This window comes from Pigmentibacter sp. JX0631, from assembly GCF_029873255.1.
Lineage (GTDB): Bacteria > Bdellovibrionota_B > Oligoflexia > Silvanigrellales > Silvanigrellaceae > Silvanigrella.
In genome coordinates this window covers 1,899,876-1,920,943 of record NZ_CP123622.1, presented here as the reverse complement: position 1 = coordinate 1,920,943, position 21,068 = coordinate 1,899,876, and the positions used below count along the sequence as shown (strand labels likewise).

General features: G+C 30.3%; 15 protein-coding genes and 2 tRNA genes. 9 read left to right on the top strand and 8 right to left on the bottom strand.

Translation table 11 applies throughout. The features are described from left to right. The first annotated feature begins 53 nt into the window (after positions 1-53). From QEJ31_RS08395 to nth, 3 genes are read left to right on the top strand one after another with little or no spacing between them, the layout of a single operon-like run. Positions 54-2,276 carry a sulfatase-like hydrolase/transferase gene (locus tag QEJ31_RS08395; protein ID WP_280589314.1) on the top strand — a complete coding sequence of 741 codons (2,223 nt, stop codon included), beginning with the start codon at positions 54-56 and terminating at the stop codon, positions 2,274-2,276. Beyond that, positions 2,273-5,188 (top strand): sulfatase, encoded by a 2,916-nt coding sequence (locus QEJ31_RS08390; protein WP_280589313.1) that lies wholly within the window; start codon positions 2,273-2,275, stop codon positions 5,186-5,188. The genes QEJ31_RS08395 and QEJ31_RS08390 overlap by 4 nt, the downstream gene beginning before the upstream one ends. Beyond that, a complete protein-coding gene (gene nth, locus QEJ31_RS08385) occupies positions 5,185-5,847 on the top strand; it encodes an endonuclease III (protein ID WP_280589312.1) in 663 nt (220 codons plus the stop codon). The genes QEJ31_RS08390 and nth overlap by 4 nt, the downstream gene beginning before the upstream one ends. Here the strand turns inward: nth and ychF are convergent. After that, the gene (gene ychF / locus QEJ31_RS08380; protein WP_280589311.1) at positions 5,837-6,946 is read right to left on the bottom strand and encodes a redox-regulated ATPase YchF; all 1,110 of its coding nucleotides are present in this window, start codon (positions 6,944-6,946) and stop codon (positions 5,837-5,839) included. The genes nth and ychF overlap by 11 nt on opposite strands. A 243-nt stretch (positions 6,947-7,189) precedes the next feature. Between ychF and QEJ31_RS08375 the strand changes: the two genes are divergently transcribed. The 3 genes from QEJ31_RS08375 to QEJ31_RS08365 all read left to right on the top strand — a co-directional run bounded on the left by QEJ31_RS08375 (position 7,190) and on the right by QEJ31_RS08365 (position 11,301). After that, positions 7,190-7,645, top strand: a complete 456-nt coding sequence (locus QEJ31_RS08375) for a helix-turn-helix domain-containing protein (RefSeq protein WP_280589309.1) — start codon at positions 7,190-7,192, stop codon at positions 7,643-7,645. A gap of 55 nt (positions 7,646-7,700) precedes the next feature. Next, positions 7,701-9,065 carry a replicative DNA helicase gene (dnaB, locus tag QEJ31_RS08370; protein WP_280589307.1) on the top strand — a complete coding sequence of 455 codons (1,365 nt, stop codon included), beginning with the start codon at positions 7,701-7,703 and terminating at the stop codon, positions 9,063-9,065. A 118-nt stretch (positions 9,066-9,183) separates the two neighbouring features. After that, on the top strand, positions 9,184-11,301 hold the full coding sequence (locus tag QEJ31_RS08365; RefSeq protein WP_280589306.1) for an HD domain-containing phosphohydrolase: 2,118 nt from the start codon (positions 9,184-9,186) through the stop codon (positions 11,299-11,301). Here the strand turns inward: QEJ31_RS08365 and QEJ31_RS08360 are convergent, their stop codons facing one another. Next, positions 11,302-12,072, bottom strand: a complete 771-nt coding sequence (locus tag QEJ31_RS08360) for an ABC transporter substrate-binding protein (RefSeq protein ID WP_280589304.1) — start codon at positions 12,070-12,072, stop codon at positions 11,302-11,304. It abuts the gene before it with no gap. 119 nt (positions 12,073-12,191) lie between these two features. After that, positions 12,192-13,379, bottom strand: coding sequence for a hypothetical protein (locus QEJ31_RS08355; RefSeq protein ID WP_280589302.1), 1,188 nt, complete (start codon positions 13,377-13,379; stop codon positions 12,192-12,194). A 207-nt stretch (positions 13,380-13,586) separates the two neighbouring features. On the opposite strand from QEJ31_RS08355, the gene QEJ31_RS08350 reads away from it, so the two are divergent. Then, positions 13,587-14,246 (top strand): hypothetical protein, encoded by a 660-nt coding sequence (locus QEJ31_RS08350; protein WP_280589300.1) that lies wholly within the window; start codon positions 13,587-13,589, stop codon positions 14,244-14,246. 97 nt (positions 14,247-14,343) lie between these two features. On the opposite strand, the gene QEJ31_RS08345 is transcribed toward QEJ31_RS08350, so the two are convergent. The 3 genes from QEJ31_RS08345 to QEJ31_RS08335 form a co-directional block, all read right to left on the bottom strand. After that, positions 14,344-14,985, bottom strand: a complete 642-nt coding sequence (locus QEJ31_RS08345; protein WP_280589299.1) for an HAD family phosphatase — start codon at positions 14,983-14,985, stop codon at positions 14,344-14,346. A 48-nt stretch (positions 14,986-15,033) separates the two neighbouring features. Beyond that, positions 15,034-15,110 (bottom strand) — tRNA-Glu (locus QEJ31_RS08340). 147 nt (positions 15,111-15,257) lie between these two features. Beyond that, positions 15,258-15,333, bottom strand: a tRNA-Glu gene (locus tag QEJ31_RS08335). A 225-nt stretch (positions 15,334-15,558) separates the two neighbouring features. Between QEJ31_RS08335 and QEJ31_RS08330 the strand changes: the two genes are divergently transcribed. Further along, the gene (locus QEJ31_RS08330) at positions 15,559-17,835 is read left to right on the top strand and encodes an aconitate hydratase (RefSeq protein WP_280589297.1); all 2,277 of its coding nucleotides are present in this window, start codon (positions 15,559-15,561) and stop codon (positions 17,833-17,835) included. 238 nt (positions 17,836-18,073) lie between these two features. Here QEJ31_RS08330 and QEJ31_RS08325 read toward each other — a convergent pair whose 3' ends face one another. Continuing rightward, positions 18,074-18,583, bottom strand: a complete 510-nt coding sequence (locus tag QEJ31_RS08325) for a hypothetical protein (RefSeq protein WP_280589296.1) — start codon at positions 18,581-18,583, stop codon at positions 18,074-18,076. Positions 18,584-18,768: 185 nt separating this feature from the next. On the opposite strand from QEJ31_RS08325, the gene QEJ31_RS08320 reads away from it, so the two are divergent. Further along, positions 18,769-19,581, top strand: a complete 813-nt coding sequence (locus tag QEJ31_RS08320; protein WP_280589294.1) for a transporter substrate-binding domain-containing protein — start codon at positions 18,769-18,771, stop codon at positions 19,579-19,581. Between the two features lie 93 nt (positions 19,582-19,674). On the opposite strand, the gene QEJ31_RS08315 is transcribed toward QEJ31_RS08320, so the two are convergent. Further along, the gene (locus QEJ31_RS08315; protein WP_280589293.1) at positions 19,675-20,925 is read right to left on the bottom strand and encodes an MFS transporter; all 1,251 of its coding nucleotides are present in this window, start codon (positions 20,923-20,925) and stop codon (positions 19,675-19,677) included. Positions 20,926-21,068: the final 143 nt, after the last annotated feature.

Sequence of the window (21,068 nt, the reverse complement as noted above, 5' to 3'; positions counted from 1 at the left end):
ATACTTTTGGGAGTTTATCACGCTAGGCAATTTTAAAAGAAAAAGGTGTTAAGATGTTGACGGTAAAAATTTGGAGAACTTTTTGGCTTCGTTACTTTTTAGAAAGTTTAATGTTTTACATCCCATTTTTTATTGTTGCTTTAATATTTTCATCCGGTTTTGTTTACTTAGGAGAAGATACTTCATCCATATTTTTGATGATTTTTAAAAGTCAACCAAATTTAGTTTTTGTTTCCCTCGGAAAAATATTTCTTATATCATTATTATTATGCGTTGGACTTCAATTTGTTACCTCATCCTTTAATAAAACTTTCAAATTAATTATTGGTTTTATTTTCTTTTTTTCTGTAATCATTCGTTTGGGTGCGTTATATCCGGGTGTTACTGAAAATTGGCTTGTGACTCAAAATTTTGATTTTGTCAGAAGTTTTTTTCAATTTATCTCTTCATTAAAAGATGATGCCAGAAGAAGAATCTTGGTTGAATGGTTGCCTTTTTATGTTGTAAGTATTTCTTTTCTCTTTAATTTAATTATTCATATGAAATATTTAATATCACAAAGTAGAAAAGTAAAAAAAGCTCGTTCAAGTATTTATGTTAATGAATTAGATTTAGAATCCAAAGTTTTTTCTATACAAGGCATGTCATTTATTTTATTTTTTATTTTTGGAAGCATTTTTTTATATAATTTAACTTCTTCTTTCGCTATAAATCTGCCCAAAAATGAAACTAAACAAGTTAGACCAAATGTTTTTATTTTTGCGATAGATAGTTTACGTTTTGATAGACTTAATGATCCCAAATTTTCTTCTGTAATGCCATTTTTAAAAAGTAAAATTGATGAAGCAGCACTTTTTAAACCTATGTTAGTTGGAATTCCTAGAACATTTCCTAGTTGGGTAGAAATTGCTACAGGAACATATTCATCAAAAACTGGTGTGCGTTCAATGTTTCCTCCAAGGAATGTAAAAATAAATAAAAAGGAAACTATTTTTGAAGTTGCAAAAAATAGCGGTTATTCAACTATTTTTGTTTCTGATTTTGCTGGAGATATTTTTCCAAGATATCCTTTTGGTTCGTTAGAAACAAACGCTCCTACATCAAATTTAGAGTCATTAGTCGAAAATGGGATTATTTCTGCTTTTAGCCCAATTCAGGCAACACTTTCTTTACCTAATTTACATCGTTTATTACCAGCGCTTTTAGAAACTCCAGAAATATCGGATCCAAGACTTATTGGAAATGCTATGGCAAAAAGTCTAAGTATATTTTCTTCAATTTCTAGACCTGTATTTCTCACTACCTTTTTTTCTACTGCGCATTTTCCCTATGCAGCTCCTGGGCCTTGGTATGCTAAATTTCAAGAAAAAGATCAATTTGGGAAATTATTGTTTAGAAAAACGCCGGATCAAAGCATTAATAAAAGTTTAACAGCCGTGAATTCAATATCAGAACCGCAGAAAAAACAAATAATTTCTTTATATGATGGAAGCTTAAATGCAATTGATCATTCTTTGAAAATATTGTTCCACCAATTACAAGAAAAAGGATGGCTAAATCATTCTATTGTTTTAATTTTTGGTGATCATGGAGAAAATTTATACGACGGGAATTTAGGTATGGGACATGGTGATGGAGTTGCAGGAGAGCACTCTAACGTAACACCATTGGTGATTTTTTTAAATGGTTATGCACAAACAAATATTTCTGATCTACCGATAAAAAATATTGTAAGAACAATTGATATTGCTCCAACTATAGCTAAAAGAATAAATGTTAATTTAGATAGTACTTATATTGATGGAGAACCATTACTAGATTTAAATGAAAAAATATCCGATTTTCCTTCTAATGCTGCATATATGGAAACAGGAATTTGGTTTACTTCTGGTTTAAGTACTCCTGAACGTTTTCCAAGAATTAGTTATCCAAGTGTTACTGCTTTATTAGATATAGATGCGGGAATGAATTTTGAATTTTTCTTGAGGCCAGCTTATTCTCAAACCATTCCAGGAGTAAAAGAACGGGCTTGGGTAAACGATAAATACCGACTTATCACAAGAACAGATTCGAAAGGAGTAATTTTATCACTGTATTTAAGAACAGATAAAAATGCAGAGAATAATCTTTTAATATCAAGTAATAATACTGATTATTATAAAAATATTGCAGAAAATATGTTAAAAGAATTAAATTCATATTTATATACCAGAGGTGTTGAAATAATACAAAATGGAGATAAATCTTTTTTCTATGCGGAGAATATTGTTCAATGAAAATGTATAAAATTAAAAGACAATTTATCCGTTTAATTCTTCGACCTCTTAAAGTGTTAAGACTTTCATTAGTGTACTTTTATGGGCGATTTGCACTTGCTTTAGCAATTCGAGGAATCAAGTTACCTGGTTTAAATGCAATTAAAAAAAGGATGCCGACTACTGCTTTAGGAGCTTTTGAACGTCAAGTATTAATTTATGAAATTAAAAGTGAAAGATATTTTTTCCGAATTGGACCTCTATGGATTAGAAAAATAATTGATCAAATTTCTTTTTTATTTGCAAAAAACAAGTTTTGGTTTCTTATTGTGGTAAAAGCTACTTCAGCAATTGTTATTATTGCAATACCAATCCTATTTTTTATTTTAATTAGAGGCATTTTACCTGTTCCTGAAAGAGTTCCATATAAAAATATAAATAATAAATTAACTTCAAATTCTAACATAAAAGTTGATTGGCTATACACTGAAAAAATTCCAAGTAATCAAGAAAATCTCTTATATGCAAATAAGAAATACAATTTCATAAACCCAAATGATTCTAGAGGAGTTTCAATTTCCCCTGTATTAGAAAATAATGTCCCTAATGGTCTGCTACATTTTGGAATTGGTTACTATCCAATTAAATTTAATTTAGTTAGAGGATTTTTAGTTAGTGAAAATTCAAGTATTGAAATTAATAAAATCAAAAATGTTCCTATTGAAGTTGAAGATGGTAACAAGCTTAGAATTCAATATTATCTATTTCCAACTAAAGACAGAAATATTCATCAATGTAAAATAGAATTATTTGATGAAAATGGGAATATTTTAACAAATTTAATTGAGCATACCCCACAAAAAATACCCGCACGTTCTGCGACTTCTCTAAAAACAGCTTGGAATGAAAGATTTATTCCGAATTCAAGCGCAAATTTTGGAAATTTAGGAGAATTTATTATCAATCTAAAAATTCCTCCGAAAAAAATTATCGCTAAAGTAACAGAAGTGGACATTAATAAAGAAGCAGGTAAAAACATCTTTCTAAATGCAAACGATAAAGATTATTCAGAAATTTTTAAACAAACTTTCCCTAATTCTAAGGGGACAGACATCACAGATGAAAACTGTATTTTTGCATTAGGTGATTTTAGCTTTGAAAGAAGAGTTGTAAATCCTCCAAAAAGAAGAGGAATAATATTCATTGTTATTGATACTTTAAAAGCAGAAACTGCATATGATGAAGATCTTATGCCAAATTTAAATTTTTTCGCTAAAGAAACAGCAGTGAAATTTTTAGAACATAGAGCGCAAAGTAACATGACTGTTCCTAGCATTGTTTCACTTATGACATCTAATTATCCAAGGGAAGTAGGAACAGTCGCTTTTGCTTATGCTGCCGACTATAAATCAAAAAAGAATTTTTATCATCGAGAAATACCTACTATAGCGACAACTATGCAAAATTTAGGATACAGAGTAGGAGGAATTGGTTGGCTTTCTTTATTTACTGAAGCCTTAGAAGGTGGACTAGATTTAGGTTTCCATAACGCCATTATTACTGAAAATCCTGAATATGAAGCAAGAATCATAACTGAACAAATGGGGAATTGGTTAGAAAATTATGGTGAGGCACCTTTTTTTCTTTATTTACATTATAATACTTCTCACGGACCTTATAAACCACCCGTTGATAAAATTGATCTAACCAAATTTTTTTCTAAACCTTTTGGCTTAAATCAAAAAAGACAATTATATAATGGTGTCGCTAGATATTGGGATAGTGAATTGCCAAATATTCTACAAAAATTAAAAGACTTAGGAATTTATGAAAATGTTGACATTGTAATTACGGCTGATCATGGAGCACAATTAAACGTTCTTCCTTGGTATTATTTTTTAGGAGTCCCCCAAAATATTGATGGAGGATATGCTGACAAAGGAAATTCATTATTTGATGAAGAACTTAGAGTACCATTAATAATAAAAATTGCAGAAGAAAAGCAACATTTTGGGCGTACTATTTCAATTCCAACAACGCATGTTGATTTATTTCCTACTATTTCAAATATTGCTGGAGATAAAATAATATCGCACAATTGGAAAGGAATAGATTTTTCTAATGCTTTAAAAAATGATTCGCAATATACTTTTTCTGACTTACTAAAAAATAGAAATCATATTTATTTTGATGCACATAAATATGCAGGTATGCTTTATTGGGATGATATTTTTGCTAAAAAACCTGTAAAATATATCCGACAACTAACACCAGATAGTGTTAAATTGTATTTAACTCATAATCCTTGGAGCGAAAAAATTAGTTGGTATCAACCAGAAATGTTTTCTTCCGTAAATTTTAATGACCATTCAGAAAAAATTGTACCTAATGTTTCTTATTTAGAATTAAAAAAATTGCGCCAAGAATATTTTAAAATTTCACCTTCTGATAAAATGTTAAGATTAACATCTAAGTATAATGGCATTCTAAAATTTGATTTAGAAATTGATAATTTAGATTTTAATCATCCACCTCAGGTTTCGTTACTTCCAGAAAAAATCAAGTTTGAATCAATTAGAAAAAATAGTGACTATATATTTACTTTTAATGGAAAAATTGCTCCTGAAGAAGAAATTTGGATTAATTTAGGAAAATCAAATTTGGTTAATCTTGATTTTAAAAGTGAAAATAAATTAGTTGTTTGTTCAAATGGAAACTTAGTAGATAAAAAATTTGTAACGAAAGTTATAAATGATAATATTTGTTCTTTTTATTCTCCACCAAATGGATTAATGGATCTAAATTATAAAAATACAGATAATGTTATTGTTATTAAAAAAACTTTAGCAAATGAACAGGTACAACAAATAGAAGGAGCGGGGGCTGGTGCAGCTTTACAAAATGCATTAAGAGATTGGGGTTATGCTAAATGAAAAAATCTGCGAAAATTATTTATGATAAAAAAATAATTTATAATATTTTTTCTACGCTGCAGCAAAATTGGCCCGATGCAAAATGTGAGTTAAATCATAATAATGCCTTTCAACTTCTTATTGCTGTTGTTTTAAGCGCCCAAGCAACAGATAAATCTGTTAATAAAGCACTAGAGCCTCTTTTCACTTCTCAGCCCCAGTTTTCAGCTTATGATTTACTGGAAATGGGGGAAGAAAATTTTCTTAAAATCATAAAAAGCATTGGTCTAGCAAAAACCAAAGCAAAAAATTGTTATAATTTGTCTGGAATTATTGTTTCTAAATACCTTGGAAAAATACCTGAAAGTAGAGAAGAGTTAGAAACCTTACCGGGAGTTGGTAGAAAAACTGCGAATGTTGTTATGAATGTAGTTTACCAACAACCAACAATGGCAGTCGATACACATGTCGATAGAGTTTCACAAAGAATTGGGTTAGTTGAACAAACAAACGATAGATTAAAAATTGAAGAAGAATTATTAAAAATTGTACCTAAAAAATTTGCTTTACAAGCACATCATTTGCTTATTTTTCAAGGCCGATATCATTGCACAGCAAAAAATCCTAAATGTAATACATGTCCTATCGAAAATTTATGCTTAAAAAATATTAAACATTAAATAAAAAGTTCATGATATCGCCGTCTTTACAAACATAATCACGACCTTCTTTGCGATATAAACCCGCTTCTTTCACTTTTGCTTCGCTGCCAAGACGAATTAAATCATCATAGGCATAAACTTCAGCACAGATGAAACCTTTTTCAAAATCAGAGTGAATTACTCCAGCAGCTTGTGGAGCTTTACATGCTTTTGGAATAGTCCATGCACGAACTTCTTGAACTCCTGCAGTAAAATAAGTCATTAATCCGAGGAGAGAATATCCTGCTTTTATGAGACGATCTAAACCTGGTTCAGTAATTTTTAAATCATCCATATAAATTTTAGCTTCTTCAGAATCTAATTGCCCAAGTTCTTCTTCTAATTTTGCAGACACAACAACGACTTTAGAGCCTTCTTTTTCAGCTAAATTTCTTAAAGCATTTACATGTTTTGAATGAATGGCATTATCTGCAAGCTCATTTTCATTCACATTTGCAGCATATAGTACCTGTTTGCGAGTTATTAAGTGTAAACTTTTAATGTAATCATCTTCATCTTCATTTAAAGTTACAAAAGATCTCGCAGCTTTAAGACCTTCCAAATGATTTTTTAATCTCACAGCGCATTCATGTGAAGTGAGAATTTTTTTGTCATTATTTTTTAGCAATCTAGACATTTTGTCTATACTTTTATTTACAGTTTCGAAGTCACTATAAACAAGTTCTGTATTTATGGTGTCAACATCTCTGACAGGATCGGTACTTCCATCAACATGGGTAACATTCGAGTCTTCAAAACATCTTACGACATGCACAATAGCATCTACTTGTTTAATGTGTCCCAAAAACTGATTTCCCAAGCCTTCACCACGACTTGCACCTTTTACTAGACCTGCAATGTCAACGAACTCCATGAAAGTTGGTACAACACGCTTCGCATTTACTATTTTATTGATATTATCGAGTCTTTCATCTGGGACAGCGACACGACCCACATTTGGCTCTATCGTACAAAAAGGATAATTTGCTGCTTGAGCATTTGCAGTTCTTGTAACAGCATTAAATAAGGTTGATTTTCCTACATTAGGAAGTCCAACAATTCCGCAATTAAATCCCATAAAAACCTCTTTTTTCAATAATCTATTGCCATGTAAAACGGCAGCGGGCTACACTAAGATGATTTTTCTCCTAAGGCAAGTTCAAATACGAAGGTTGTGCCACTTTGGTTGACAGTTCTGTAACTCGTGTTAAACCAATCGTGAGCCTATGATTTGAGTTGACTTTAGTTGAGGCATCGTCTCACTGCGTTAACACTGTCCTGCTGCAACTGGGAATTTATATTTGTATTAAAGGAATATTACATGAATTCTGAAAACCTAAATAGAACTATAGAGGGAGCAACTGTTCAAGGACCTGCGGATGATAACGATAACTCACCAATGGCAAATGAAAAACTTCTTAGTTTTTCTACCTGTCCAGATGAATACAAGATGTTTATTGAGGAAACAAGTTTAGAGAAATTAGTCTACTGGAAACTCTTTAATCTATTTGAAAAATTTGATGAAGATTCTCCAAATGACATTTTAAAAACTGTGTTAGCTCATGTTGAACGTCCTCTGTTTGCTTTAGTTTTGAAAAAAACCAAAGGAAATCAAAGTAAAGCCGCAGATGTTCTTGGCTGTAATAGAAATACTTTACATAGAAAATTAAAAGAATTTTCTATTGAACCGAGAGATTTACGAAGAGCGCTTAGAAGTTCAGATCACTCCACTCAACGGAATACTTTTACTGCCAAATCAGAAGAAATTTCATTATAATTCAAATGGAGTTGATGCTCAAATTTATAAACTAAGCGTTTTTATAGGTTAATTCATGACAACAACTCCGCAATTTACACATTCAATTACAGGGCTTCCACATTCTAGAGAAGCTGAACAAGCAGTGCTTGGAACCATACTAACTACTCCTTCAAGTATATTTGGTTACACTGATAAACTAATTCCTGAATACTTTTTTGATCCTCAACACAAATTTATTGTAACAGCGATGCGTGAACTTGTTGCTGAAAATAAGCCCGCCGATGTTACTTTAGTTTATGGAAAACTTAGAGAAAAAGGAGATAATTTAAAAGTTGGAGATCTTGAAGGAGTCAGAAGACTTTTAGAGTTTAATGCTCGGCCTGAACTTCTTGGGTACTGGCTAGATGAAGTAAAGAAATATTGGGAACTTAGGCTCATAATTGAGGCTTGTGCTGAAATAGTGGTCAAGGGAAAAAAAGTAGCAGGGGCAAATGTAGAAGAATTTCTTAGTTTTGCTGAAGCAAAATTTACTCAATTAGCTGAATCAAGAATAACAACAGGACTAATTCCTTCTTCTCAGGTAGTACGCCAAACCATTCTTGATTTAGAAAAGATTTTTCAAAATCCAGGAAAAATTACAGGAATTCCTAGCGGTTTTTCTGATCTTGATAAAATTACCGCCGGATTCCAACCTTCTGACTTAATTATACTAGCGGCTCGACCAGCAATGGGAAAAACCTCTCTAGCCTTAAATTTTGCTGCTAATGCAGTATTTTATCATCAAAAGACCGTAGCTTTTTTCAGCCTTGAAATGAGCAATTCACAACTTATGCAAAGAATGCTCGCAACTGCAGCTAAAATTGAATCTCATAAATTTCGGGATGGGAAAATGACCAGTGATGAACTTGGTCGCCTTTATCCAGAAGCAGCTTCATTTCAAACCGATAAACTTCTTTTAGATGATTCACCAGGTATAAGCATCATAGACTTAGCCAGCCGTTGTCGTAAAGTTAAGCGTGAAAAAGGAGCTTTAGACCTTATTATTGTTGACTATTTACAATTGATGTCCGCACATGGTACTGGTAAGGGATCACAAAGTCGTGAAAGAGAAATTTCAATTATAAGCATGGGTTTAAAATCATTAGCAAAAGAGTTAAATTGTCCTGTTATTGCACTATCACAGTTAAATCGTGGATTAGAACAACGCCCCGATAAACGTCCTCGCCCCTCAGATTTGCGAGAATCAGGTTCTATTGAGCAAGATGCCGATCAGATTATGTTTGTTTATAGAGATGAAGTTTATAATAAAGAAACTCCTGATAAAGGTATTGCAGAAGTAATTATTGGTAAAAACAGACACGGATCAATTGATACAGTAAAATTAGCATTTCAAAGCAGTTTTACATCTTTCCATAATTTAGCAAGATTTGATAATTAACAAATCTTGCACTCTAAATTTTTTTATTTGAAGAAATAAATGCCCATCCATCAATGAAGAAGCTTCCGATCAATCAGATATGTAGTAATTAAATTTTATGTCTTGGAGAGCATATTTAGTGACAATTTCACCGTTTCATAACATCGACATTGTTCTAATATACAAACCTTTTCATTTTTATTTATCAATAAGTGATATAACAGATGTAAAACTTAACATAATTGAGAATGACTTAGAGGAAGAAATTAATCAAAAAATAATTGAACATGACAAATTAAAATTATTTATTTTAAAGCCCCAGCAATATAATGAAAATTTTGAAAAAATTCAAAAATATTTAAATACTGGAAATAACTCAAAACACATTGGCTTTTTAATCATTGAAGATCCTCAAGAAAAGTGCACTATTTTGTTAAGAAAAAAAATCGAAAAATATTGCAAAAAAAATAACATTATAAATTTCCTAAAATCTCCTTTAGCAAAAAATCAGTTCTTTTATGAAGTACGTAACGCTATACAAACTTTGTTTTTAAAATGCAGTTATGAATACCTTGAGGCATTCTCATTTTTAAGAGATGTAGAAAGTAAAGCAATTAAAGATCTCAGTAAAGCTATGACAAATAAATCATTTTTAGCAAAAGACTTTATTGATTTAGTTTTGAAAAAAAGTATGGAAATAACCATGGCGGATGCAGGTTTTATTTTTATAAATGAAGAAAGTTTTCATTCAGAAAGCAAAACAAATTTATCAAATAAAATGCAAAATTTAAATCGCCAATTAAAATTTTATCAAAAGGGAAAAATTTTAAACAGCCAGAAAATTTTTCTAAGAAAAAATTATTTAGATCCTAGTCATTCCAAAGTTACTAGACATTTAGTTGAGAATAAAATTGGAATTTCTTGGTTTGATAACAAAAATAATTTAAATGCTAAAGATAAAATAGTAGCTCTTAAAAAAATATCGCCTCTTAATGAAGTAGATTTTGATCATAAAACATATAAAATTCGCTCTTACTGCGCATTTCCCATTCTTTTACCTTCAGGAGAAATGGAAGGTTTTATACTTTTAATAAATAAAAGAGTTTCAGAAGATCACATATTAACTAAACAGTATGATATTGAAAATTATGTTACCAAATTTAGCTCACACGATTTAGATTTGCTAGAGTCATTTACAAATCAAGCCGGTATTGCTTTAGATCACTCAAAATTAATTTATGATTTAAAAAAAGTTTTTGAGTCTTTTACTGCAGCCAGCATAACTGCCATTGAATCAAGAGATCCAACGACAAAAGGACATAGTGAAAGAGTAGCGACTTTAACTGTAGGTCTTGCTGAAGCGGTTAATAAGACCAGTACTGGAATATATAACGGTTTAGAATTTTCTAAAATTCAAATAGAAGAAATACGCTATGCTTCATTGTTACATGATTTTGGCAAAATTGGTGTTCGAGAGCATATTTTAAATAAAGAAAAAAAATTATTTCCACATGAGTTAGAAAATATAGAGGCAAGATTTATTAATTTACAAGATAAACTAAAAATTAATATATTAGAGAATTATATAAACAATTTACTTCTTAAAAATCAAGCTCCAAATAATATAGAATTAGAAAAAATAAGAACTGAAATTGAAAAAACAACTGACAAATTACAAAAATTTTATAAAATAATTCAAGATGTTAATGAACCTGCAATACTATCTCAAGAATTTTTTGATAAAATTTCAGAAATTGCTGCTACGAAAATAATTGTAGGTAATTTGTCATTTCCTTTGCTAACTCAAAGAGAAATAGAAGTTCTAAGTATTAAAAGAGGTTCTTTAAGCCAAGCCGAGAGATTAGAAATTGAAAGCCATGTAACACATTCTTACAATTTCTTAGTTCAAATTCCATGGTCCAGCGATTTAAAAGACATTCCCGAAATAGTTTACGGACATCATGAGCGCTTAGATGGTTCTGGTTATCCAAGAAACTTAAAAGGAAAAAATATTCCTGTTCAAGCTAAAATGATGGCAATAACTGATATTTATGACGCTTTAGTAGCAAGGGATCGCCCTTATAAAAAAGCAGTCCCCTATGAAAGAGCACTTAGTATTCTTGAAAATGAAGCCAAAGCAGGAAAACTTGATTCAGAGTTATTTAAAATTTTCGTTGAAGCAAAAATTGGAGAAATGACTCTCGACCAAAATGAAATAGATGCCAAAAGTAATAACAAACAAACTTCAGTAGCTTAATTATATTTCTTTTAAATTATATAGTTTGAACAACTTTTTAAGTGTACCATTACTTTTTAATTTCTGAATTAATTTATTTACAACTTCAATTTTAGGCTCCATATTTTTTCTTGCAATTATTCCTAAATTATAAATTTGATCGGGTTTATTTGAAATAATAATTTTATCTTTAACATCAGGATTTTTATTTAAATAAAAATCTAAATATGAATGAGTTACTATACCAATATCGCCTCTATCAACTAAAATCATTTGAATACTTCCATCATGATCTGAGGTTAATTCAGCTCCAAAATTTTTCTTCAAAAAATCTATATCATTATTATAATTTGCAAATGCATAGTGATATCCTTTGATACCAACAAATTTTTTATTTTTCTTATCACTAAAATAGTTTTGATCTCGTCCTTCTTTCTTTTTAGCTATATAAACTTCTTCATCTTTGGCAAGTAATTCTGAAGAAATTACATCATAATCTTTCCAACCCCAAGCAAAATCTTCAAAAAAGACCATATCAAATTGTTTACTTTTATAATCAATATATCTTCGACCTGATGAAGTTGGTACAAACTCAAATTTGTAGTCATTTTGAATTTTATTCATTTCATTTATCAGTTCAATCGTTATGCCGGTTTGTTTAGCACTTGGATTATGCTGATCTACATAAGGGGGGAAGGTGTATCCTCCAACTTTTACAGTAGTAGAAGCAAAACTCTTGCTGTCTAAAAGCAAAATAAAACATACTAAATATTTAAATATATTTTTTTTCACAAAAACCCCTTTTGCTTAATATAAATAAAACAACTATAATGTAGTTTTGAGATTTTAGTATAGTTTAAAATGACTAAATTTTGACTTATTGAAATATTAAATATTGTTGTCTTTTACTTTCAATTTTTAAATTTTCTATTGTAACCTTTTAAAATATCATTTGCTACTTTTGTATTATCATCCATTAAAAGTTTAGTCGGCTTCTCTGGATATTCAATTTCACCTTTGGCATTGAATTTAGATAAATAACCATTTTTAAAAGCTGCTTCTAAAGTAGTTTTATGCTCTTCATTCATAGAACTAGAATAAAAAGCGATAACATTTTCTGGGTCTAAATAAAAAGGTAATTGTCCAATTAAAGAAACAGACTCGCCTGGAAAAATAAAAATACTCTTAGTTTTATATGCTAAAAATAATATAGGATCAAAAGAAGAATGTTTAATTCTATGTTTATCCTTTATTTCAAAAGAAAAATTTGAAAAAACAAAAGGAATTTTATTTTCTTGCAATAAATTAATAAAATATTCACTTATATTATCAACCGCTGTTGCATTGGACTCGCCTGTTTTATATTCATGCGAACAAATAACATCTCCAGTTTTAGGATCATATTTACCCGTCCTAGGACCATTTTGAACAATTACTGTTTTTTTAGAATTGGATTTTAACCAAATATTTTGCACATTTTTAAACAAGCTATAAGCAGAATCTTTTGAAAAGTAATAAATTTTATTTTTGCTGTCAGGAGCATCTCCAGGTAGTAATACTGTGATGTAATTTTTTTCCAGATCAAATTGTTTATTAATTTCCCATTTAGCAAAAGTATTTTTTAATTCCTCTATAGTAGGATTAATATTTGGGACTGTTAAAGTTTTTGAAACATTAGGAATATCTTTAACACTTTCAATTTTTTCAATACTATTCAAACTTGTTTCTGGTATTTGTAGATGATCTAGTTTTAGCTTTTTATAGTCTTTAATTTTAGCTGAGTACTGATGCATTCCCCAGTAGATATAGTAATTATTGTCTACTAACTTCCCATCAGTAATCGCTTCAAGAGCTTCACCTCCTTTTTCACCAACCGTTAAGACTAAATGCTTTGTTTCATTTTGTACTTGTAAGCTATTATTTTTTTTATCTTTAATTTCTTTAAACTCTTTTAATATATTACTTTTATCTTCATTTGCATTGATTGAATATATTTCTTTATTTTCAAATTGACCAGACAACACCTTTTCTAAGGACTTAATATGCGCTGTATCTCCTGCCTGGGAAAAGCTATATAGTAAAATTATTTTAGTTAACACAAAATTTCTCCAAATAGAATTCTTAAACTTATTCACATATTACAATAGTTTATCTACATAATATGCTTAGAAAATTAGATTATCACTTTTTTTCATTTTACAATATTTTTTAAGATAATAATCTCAATATTTTATTTTTTTAGGAATTTGCAATCATTAATTTTGTCATTTAACAATTATTTTTTCTTTATCCATGGAGAGTTCATTATGCTTAAAAAAATAGTTAACAAAATTACTTTAATATCAATTGCTTTTGCATCTATTACAGCTTGTACTACAACAAGTAAAAGTGAACAAAATACTGCTGTGTACTTCAGGAGTGATATTGCAATCAAAACAGACAAAATAATACTTTTTCCAACTATGTACTTAACACGACATAATTTTATTCAAGAAAATAAAAATTTTAAAGGTACCTTAATCGATGCGAAAATTGCAGCTAGTTGGGCAAGTAACCTTAATAAAGCAAAATTAATTCCTATCCCTCGCCAAATTTTAAATGAAATACCAGCAGCTTGGGAAAGTTTAGATATTCTTACTTCAATGATGGATAATTCGGAAGAAATAAAAAAGAATGAAAATAATTCTGTAGTAGAAAAATTTGTTCACAATATCACAAAAAAGTATGGAAAAAATAGTGTTCTAGCTTTTTCCGTTGTTTTTGAAGATGAAAGTGAATATATTTCTACCAATACAGTACACAAAAACATAGGCCTATATGATACAAATTCTATGTCTTGGAAGTGGATTACTAAAGATGTTTTTAATTCTAATTTTGTTCCAGTACCTTATGAAGTTGCTGTAGGGAAAATTATAAGTAATTCTTTTGATGCAGTTAAAAAACAAAATAAAGATAAATTATTTTAGTTTCCTTTAAAAAATTTCTTAGTAATAGTCTTTTCTCATAGTATTTAGTTGGAATTGATTTAATATTTTAATCCTGTGAAAAACTTATTTTTCAATATTAATCAAAGTTAAAACAAGAAATATTTAATTCAGAGACAACAATATCTGCCTGATGAAGTTCCTCTTTTGTATGAGATGTTGTTAACGCTATACAAAAAGTATTTGCTGCTTTTGCCGCTCTTACACCACTAATTGAGTCTTCAATAATCACTGTTTGATTGGCTGGAATGTGCGATAAATTTATTGCTTTTAAAAAACCTTGTGGTGATGGTTTACTTTCAGTAATATCTTCACAAGATAAAATATTTAAGAATAGATTTTCTATCCCCAATTTTTTTAGATGAAACCATATTTCATTTTTACTTGCACCTGATACAACAGAGTAACTAAAATCATTTTTATATTTCCGAATAAAGCTTATAGTAGATGGTATAGCTACATTTTCAGTTTCGACAAGTTGCATATAAATTTTGTTTTTAATTTTTATAATTTCTGCAATACTAGAATCAATATCTAGCATTTTAAAATAGTCTTCAAAAGCCTTTTCATTGGTTCTACCAATGAAAAATTTAAAATATAACTCTTGTGATAAATCATGATTAAAGATTTCTTTTAATGCAAGCTGTGATGACAAAAAATGAATTTTTTCATCGTCTACAATCACACCATTAAAATCAAAAATAATATGCTTTTTTTCCATAATAGAAAACCTTATTTACATTCATTTGTATATTTTGAAAAAAATTTTTGGTGACCCTTACGGGATTTGAACCCATGTTCCCATCGTGAAAGGATGATGTCCTTGACCTGCTAGACGAAAGGGTCAGAAAAAACGACTATTAAGTTTTAATCTGTAGCAAAAAGATATTTTTCATACAATGCAACAAGATAAACATTTATTAACAGAGTAGATTTAAAGACAAAAAAAAACCAACCTAATTAGGTTGGTTTTTTTTACTTACAAGGAATGAATGGTGACCCTAACCGGATTCGAACCGGTGTTACCGCCGTGAAAGGGCGGTGTCCTAGGCCTCTAGACGATAGGGCCATTACTTCCGTGAACGGGTTAGTATTCTTTCGGAAGAAAAGAGTCAAGCGTTTTTGAAATTTTTTTTTCCGAGGAGCTTAGAACGTCCAGATATACATTTTTTTTATAGCTCAGAAGAAATTATTATGTCACACTTTGTTTTATATCTACCGACAAGACGTTATGACATTTTATAGCGCACATGTCTTAAATACATGAGCTTGTTTTGTTTTTTTGGAGGTTTTTATGGTTCAAGATCTTGATATGGTTAAAAAAGTTTATGCAAATTTTAAATCTAATGTAGATGCTGCCCGCAAACTTCTTGGCCGACCGATGACTTACACCGAAAAAATACTTTACGCACACCTAAAACCAGCAAATGGTTCAAAAGGAACTGAATTAAATAATTTTGCGCGCGGAAAAGACTACGTCGACTTCTTTCCCGATAGAGTTGCTATGCAAGACGCCACCGCCCAAATGGCTCTTTTACAATTTATGTCTGCAGGAATTCCTAAAGTTGCAGTTCCTTCAACAGTTCATTGTGACCACCTTATTCAAGCTGAAATTAACGCTAAAACAGATTTAGCCACAGCAAACAAAGACAATGCCGAAGTCTATGAGTTTCTGGCGAATGTATCAAAAAAATATGGAATCGGATTTTGGAAGCCAGGAGCCGGCATTATTCACCAAGTGGTTCTTGAAAACTATGCTTTTCCTGGCGGAATGATGATTGGTACCGACTCTCATACTCCAAATGCAGGCGGTCTTGGGATGATTGCTATTGGTGTTGGCGGAGCCGACGCCGTTGATGTTATGGCTGGTATACCTTGGGAACTTAAATTTCCTAAACTGATTGGAGTTAAGCTTACAGGTTCTTTAAAAGGCTGGGCTTCACCTAAAGATGTTATTTTAAAACTAGCCGGCATTTTAACAGTAAAAGGCGGAACTGGGGCTATTGTTGAATATTTCGGCCCAGGTACAACTACTCTTTCCTGTACTGGCAAAGGTACAATTTGTAACATGGGCGCTGAAATTGGTGCTACTACTTCATTGTTCCCTTACGATTCTCGCATGGGCGATTACCTTAAAAAAACTGAACGCGCAGAGATCGCTAAACTTGCCGACGGTTTAAGCGAATATTTAAAAACAGATATAGAAGTAGAAAAAAATCCAGAGAAATTTTACGACCAAGTGGTCACCATTGACCTAGATACTCTTGAACCACATGTAAATGGTCCTTTCACACCTGACTTAGCAACTCCTATCTCCCAATTTGCAAAAGCAGTAAAAGACAACAACTGGCCAGCGCAATTAAGTGCAGCCTTAATTGGTTCTTGTACAAATTCGTCCTATGAAGACATTGATAGAGTTGCCTCAGTAGCGAAACAAGCTGCAGCGCAAGGTATAAAATCTAAATGCGAATTTCTAATCACTCCTGGAAGCGAGCAAGTTAGAGCTACAATTGAAAGAGATGGTCAATTAGGTATTTTAGAAAAGCTTGGCGCAAATGTCATGGCGAATGCTTGTGGCCCATGTATTGGACAATGGAAGCGTCATGGTGCTCAAGAGAAAAACTCTATTGTAACAAGCTTCAATCGTAATTTCACAGCTAGAAACGACGGCAACCCGAAGACACATGCCTTTGTTGCTTCACCAGAAACAGTCATTGGTTTTGCCTTAGCTGGAGATCTTTCTATCGACTTCACAAAAGAGCCTGTCATGAACGACAAGGGCGAAAAAGTCATGCTGCAAACTCCAAAAGGATTAGATTTACCTGATAAAGGCTTTGTGAAGGATGAACACGGATATGTAGCACCTGCTACTGACGGTTCGAGTATTTCCGTGAATATCAATCCACAAAGTGATCGTTTACAGGCACTGAGCCCTTTCAAAGCTCCACATGTAGAGAATGATTTTAATAATTTAAAACTTCTTATCAAAGCAAAAGGCAAATGTACTACAGATCATATTTCAATGGCTGGTAGCTGGTTAAAGTACCGCGGACATTTGGATAATATCTCAAATAACCTACTTATTGGTGCCATCAATGCTTTTAATAGTGAAGCAAACAAGGTAAAAAACCAATTAAATGGAAATACTGGAGCAGTTCCTGCTACTGCCAGAGACTATAAAGCTGGTGGAATTGGCTGGATTGTAATTGGAGAAGAAAACTACGGGGAAGGAAGCTCTCGTGAACACGCAGCACTTGAACCTCGTCATTTGGGCGGGAAAGCTATTATCGTAAAAAGCTTTGCACGTATTCATGAAACAAATTTAAAGAAACAGGGAATGTTACCTTTAACTTTTGCAACCCCTGCTGACTATGAAAAAATTAAAGAAGATGATACTTTCTCACTAAATGCAAAAGATTTAGCACCAGGTAAACAGCTTACTTTAACTGTAAAACATGCAGATGGACAAACAGATACTATTCTGTTAAATCACACCTTTAATGAACAACAAATAGGCTGGTTTAAAGCAGGAAGCGCCTTAAATTTAATAGCTGCTACTGCAAAAAAATAGTATTTAAAAAGGAAGAGTTACTAAAAGTTGCTCTTCCTTTTTGCCTTTCCTCAGATTTTTCAGATTTCATTTGCAAAAATTTTTTTAAAATTTTCATAAAATCAAATATTGAAAATGTATAGTTAGCGCACCGTATCCATTAATAATTAAAGATCATTTTTATTTTTCAAGAACTGACATTGCATAAAATAAATTAAAAAACTAAGGTACATTTTATGCAATACCTTATTTTTCTGACTTAATATTTTTCAAGCTCACAATCATAGTTTGCATTCCTAATCACATTTTTTGTATTTTCAAAAGCATTTTCCAATGCTTTTTCTGAAATATTGATACCATTTAATAAATATAATGAATCTTCTGCATTTTTTTTATCTTTTAAAAGTTTATCAAAATTAATTTTTGCATAAGAATATGAGTAAGTATAAAATTCAGCCGTTGAATCATCTAAATCATACCAAGGATTCTCTAAATGTAGTTCATAAACATAGTTTAAAGCTTTTTTTGCAATTTCTAAATAAACATTAATTTTCTGAATATTTTGATTAATTATTAATATTTCTCCTAGAGAAGGATTATAGATTTCTTTTTCTTTTTTCGAATCATGTTTATTGCTGTGCGGATTACTGTATTCATTCCTTAATTTTTCATATTTTACTTTACTTGATGAACTAAATAAATTTCCCGCAAAAACAGGATTCATAGAAATAATACTCAAAACTAAGATTTTATTCTTTAAAAACATCATAAAAACTCCAAAAAGAAAAATAATATTAATTTATATTTTTCTTTCATCCAAATAACACAAAATATTTAAAAGGAAAGAAAATAAAAAATAGTAATATTTTTTAAGTCATAATTTTGAAATTAGTCTTTTAATTTTATAAATTTCATTCTATTATTTAATCAATGAACAAAGTTACAGAGGAAATTATGCTATCCAGAACATGCAAAATATTTTTATTTGTACTAACTATAGCGTTTTTTTTGCAAATTAATGCAAAAGAGAAGGTGAAAATTTGTGCTGATGATAATATTCAAATTCCTTTTATTATGATTTTGAAAGATCGAAAACCTATAGGCGTGCATGTTGATATATTGAATGAGGTTTTTACTAATACAAATCTAACATATTCGTTAGAACTGATCCCGTGGATTCGATGTTTAGACAGAGCTAAAGCAGGGGAATACGATATTGTTCTTAATGCCTCATATGACGAAAAAAGAGCTGAATATTTAAATTATCCAAGTGATTCTGGCCCAAATGAAGAAGCATACTGCAGTTCTATATATAAATTGGGCTGTTATGGGTACTATGTGTTAACTTTAAAGAACACAAATTATGATTATACAGGTGAAGTATCAAAATTACCTTTTCCTATACGTGTCGCCCGAGGAAACTCTGCAGAAAAAGAATTACTAGCTACCAAAAACTTACAACTTGAATCAGGAAAAAGCGATTCTTTAAATATCAAGAAAATGATTAGGGATAATACAGGCTGCGCTGTTGTATATAGCGCCTATACAAATTTTATTGATATTGATTTAAAAGATAAAATTAAAATCCACAAAATACCATATAAATTAAAATCTTACTATTTAGCTTTTTCTAAAAACTCAAAAATAGATCCTAAGAATATAACTTTTATTTGGAAAAAATTGAATAAAGTAGTGAGTGACAAAGAAAATATTAAAAAAATATTTAATAAATATAATACTTTTTATGGAAAGAGCAGCACCCAATGAATTTAAGAATTAAATTTAGAATAAAAACAGGTGCATATTAAAATACCTGAATAAGTTTTACATTTTATTTTGCACAAGAAGATAAAAATTGTTCTATCCAATAATTTTGCTTTCTTTTATCTCTTGTTTTTTATCGCTTTGTTTTGCATTCATAAAAAAGTATAAACTTGAAGCATAGACTAAATATAAAACAGATAAATAACCTGCTAACTTTATATTGCTAAAATTAGAATATAAAATGTTTGCCATTTCTGTTCCTAGTGCAAGAATTATTACCAACATTACACTAAATAAAGCACTTACAATTCCTTTAGGAAGCTCTGATGAAAAAAGTAATAATCTGGTAATAGGAGAACTAACTAAACCTAATCCTAGTGAATACAAAGAAAAAGCAAAAACCATTACAAAGTGATGTTGATTTAAAAGTATAGAAAAAATAAAACTTGATATTAATCCTATACCAATTAGAACAGTCCCTATTTTAATAAGGATTTCAAGATCAGCCTTTTTTATCAAAAATTGTAAAAAGATAACCCCAAGAATAAATGAGCCAAAAACAGGTATTTGAAATAATCCATATTCAAACCTAGGTAACTCAGCTTTCCTCATTAGCATTACAGGTGATAAAGCGATCCAAATTATTATTGGCAATTCGGCAAATGAAAATGCTAAAACACCAAGAATAAATTTTTTATTCTTAAATAAAGATTTATATTGAGAAGCAGTTTCCTTGAAAAAATTTTCATTTTTCTGTTTAGCAATAACTTTAACTTTCGAATCAATCGGAAAAAAGAAATAGAGCCCTATTAAAGCGATAAAAGCAAAAAAAGCAATAACTAAATTTATGCCACGCCAATTGTAGTATTGTAAAAATAAACTTCCTGACAACGGACCTATTAATGGTGCAATTATAGATACAGTTGTCATTATAGAAATAATTCTTACCGCAAGTTTTTCTTCAAACATTTGCTGTATTTTTGCATAACCTATCACACCTATATAGCAAATACCCATTCCTTGTAAGAAACGAGAAATTAAAAATTCTTCAATATTTCTAGACAGTCCATTAAATATTGTTGCAGCAAAAAATAACATGACCCCGCCAAGCATAATTTTACGACTACCATATTTGTCGGAAAGAGGGCCTAATAATAGCTGTAATGTTGCACCTCCTAGAATAAAAATACTCAATGAAGAGGCTATAAATGAGTCTGATACATTAAATTCATTCACAATATTAATCATTGCAGGCATGATCATATCATTCGCTATATAAACGCTGAACTCATAAACTAGTAAAAAAGTAACAAAAAGAAATGCAAGTATTTTATTTTGTTTTGACATAAAAATCTCTTATTATTTATAATTCTATAAGAAAAATGAATTGTTATATAATTTATATAACAATTTAGAAAATAAAAAAACAACCAATAAATTAAAATTATTTAAGCCAAAGCTTATTTTTTTATAATAAAATCTATAATATA

Coding starts and splice junctions, on each gene's coding strand:
- QEJ31_RS08395 (WP_280589314.1), top strand. CDS start 54: ATGTTGACGGTAAAAATTTGGAGAACTTTTTGGCTTCGTTACTTTTTA.
- QEJ31_RS08390 (WP_280589313.1), top strand. CDS start 2,273: ATGAAAATGTATAAAATTAAAAGACAATTTATCCGTTTAATTCTTCGA.
- nth (WP_280589312.1), top strand. CDS start 5,185: ATGAAAAAATCTGCGAAAATTATTTATGATAAAAAAATAATTTATAAT.
- ychF (WP_280589311.1), bottom strand. CDS start 6,946: ATGGGATTTAATTGCGGAATTGTTGGACTTCCTAATGTAGGAAAATCA.
- QEJ31_RS08375 (WP_280589309.1), top strand. CDS start 7,190: ATGAATTCTGAAAACCTAAATAGAACTATAGAGGGAGCAACTGTTCAA.
- dnaB (WP_280589307.1), top strand. CDS start 7,701: ATGACAACAACTCCGCAATTTACACATTCAATTACAGGGCTTCCACAT.
- QEJ31_RS08350 (WP_280589300.1), top strand. CDS start 13,587: ATGCTTAAAAAAATAGTTAACAAAATTACTTTAATATCAATTGCTTTT.
- QEJ31_RS08345 (WP_280589299.1), bottom strand. CDS start 14,985: ATGGAAAAAAAGCATATTATTTTTGATTTTAATGGTGTGATTGTAGAC.
- QEJ31_RS08330 (WP_280589297.1), top strand. CDS start 15,559: ATGGTTCAAGATCTTGATATGGTTAAAAAAGTTTATGCAAATTTTAAA.
- QEJ31_RS08325 (WP_280589296.1), bottom strand. CDS start 18,583: ATGATGTTTTTAAAGAATAAAATCTTAGTTTTGAGTATTATTTCTATG.
- QEJ31_RS08320 (WP_280589294.1), top strand. CDS start 18,769: ATGCTATCCAGAACATGCAAAATATTTTTATTTGTACTAACTATAGCG.
- QEJ31_RS08315 (WP_280589293.1), bottom strand. CDS start 20,925: ATGTCAAAACAAAATAAAATACTTGCATTTCTTTTTGTTACTTTTTTA.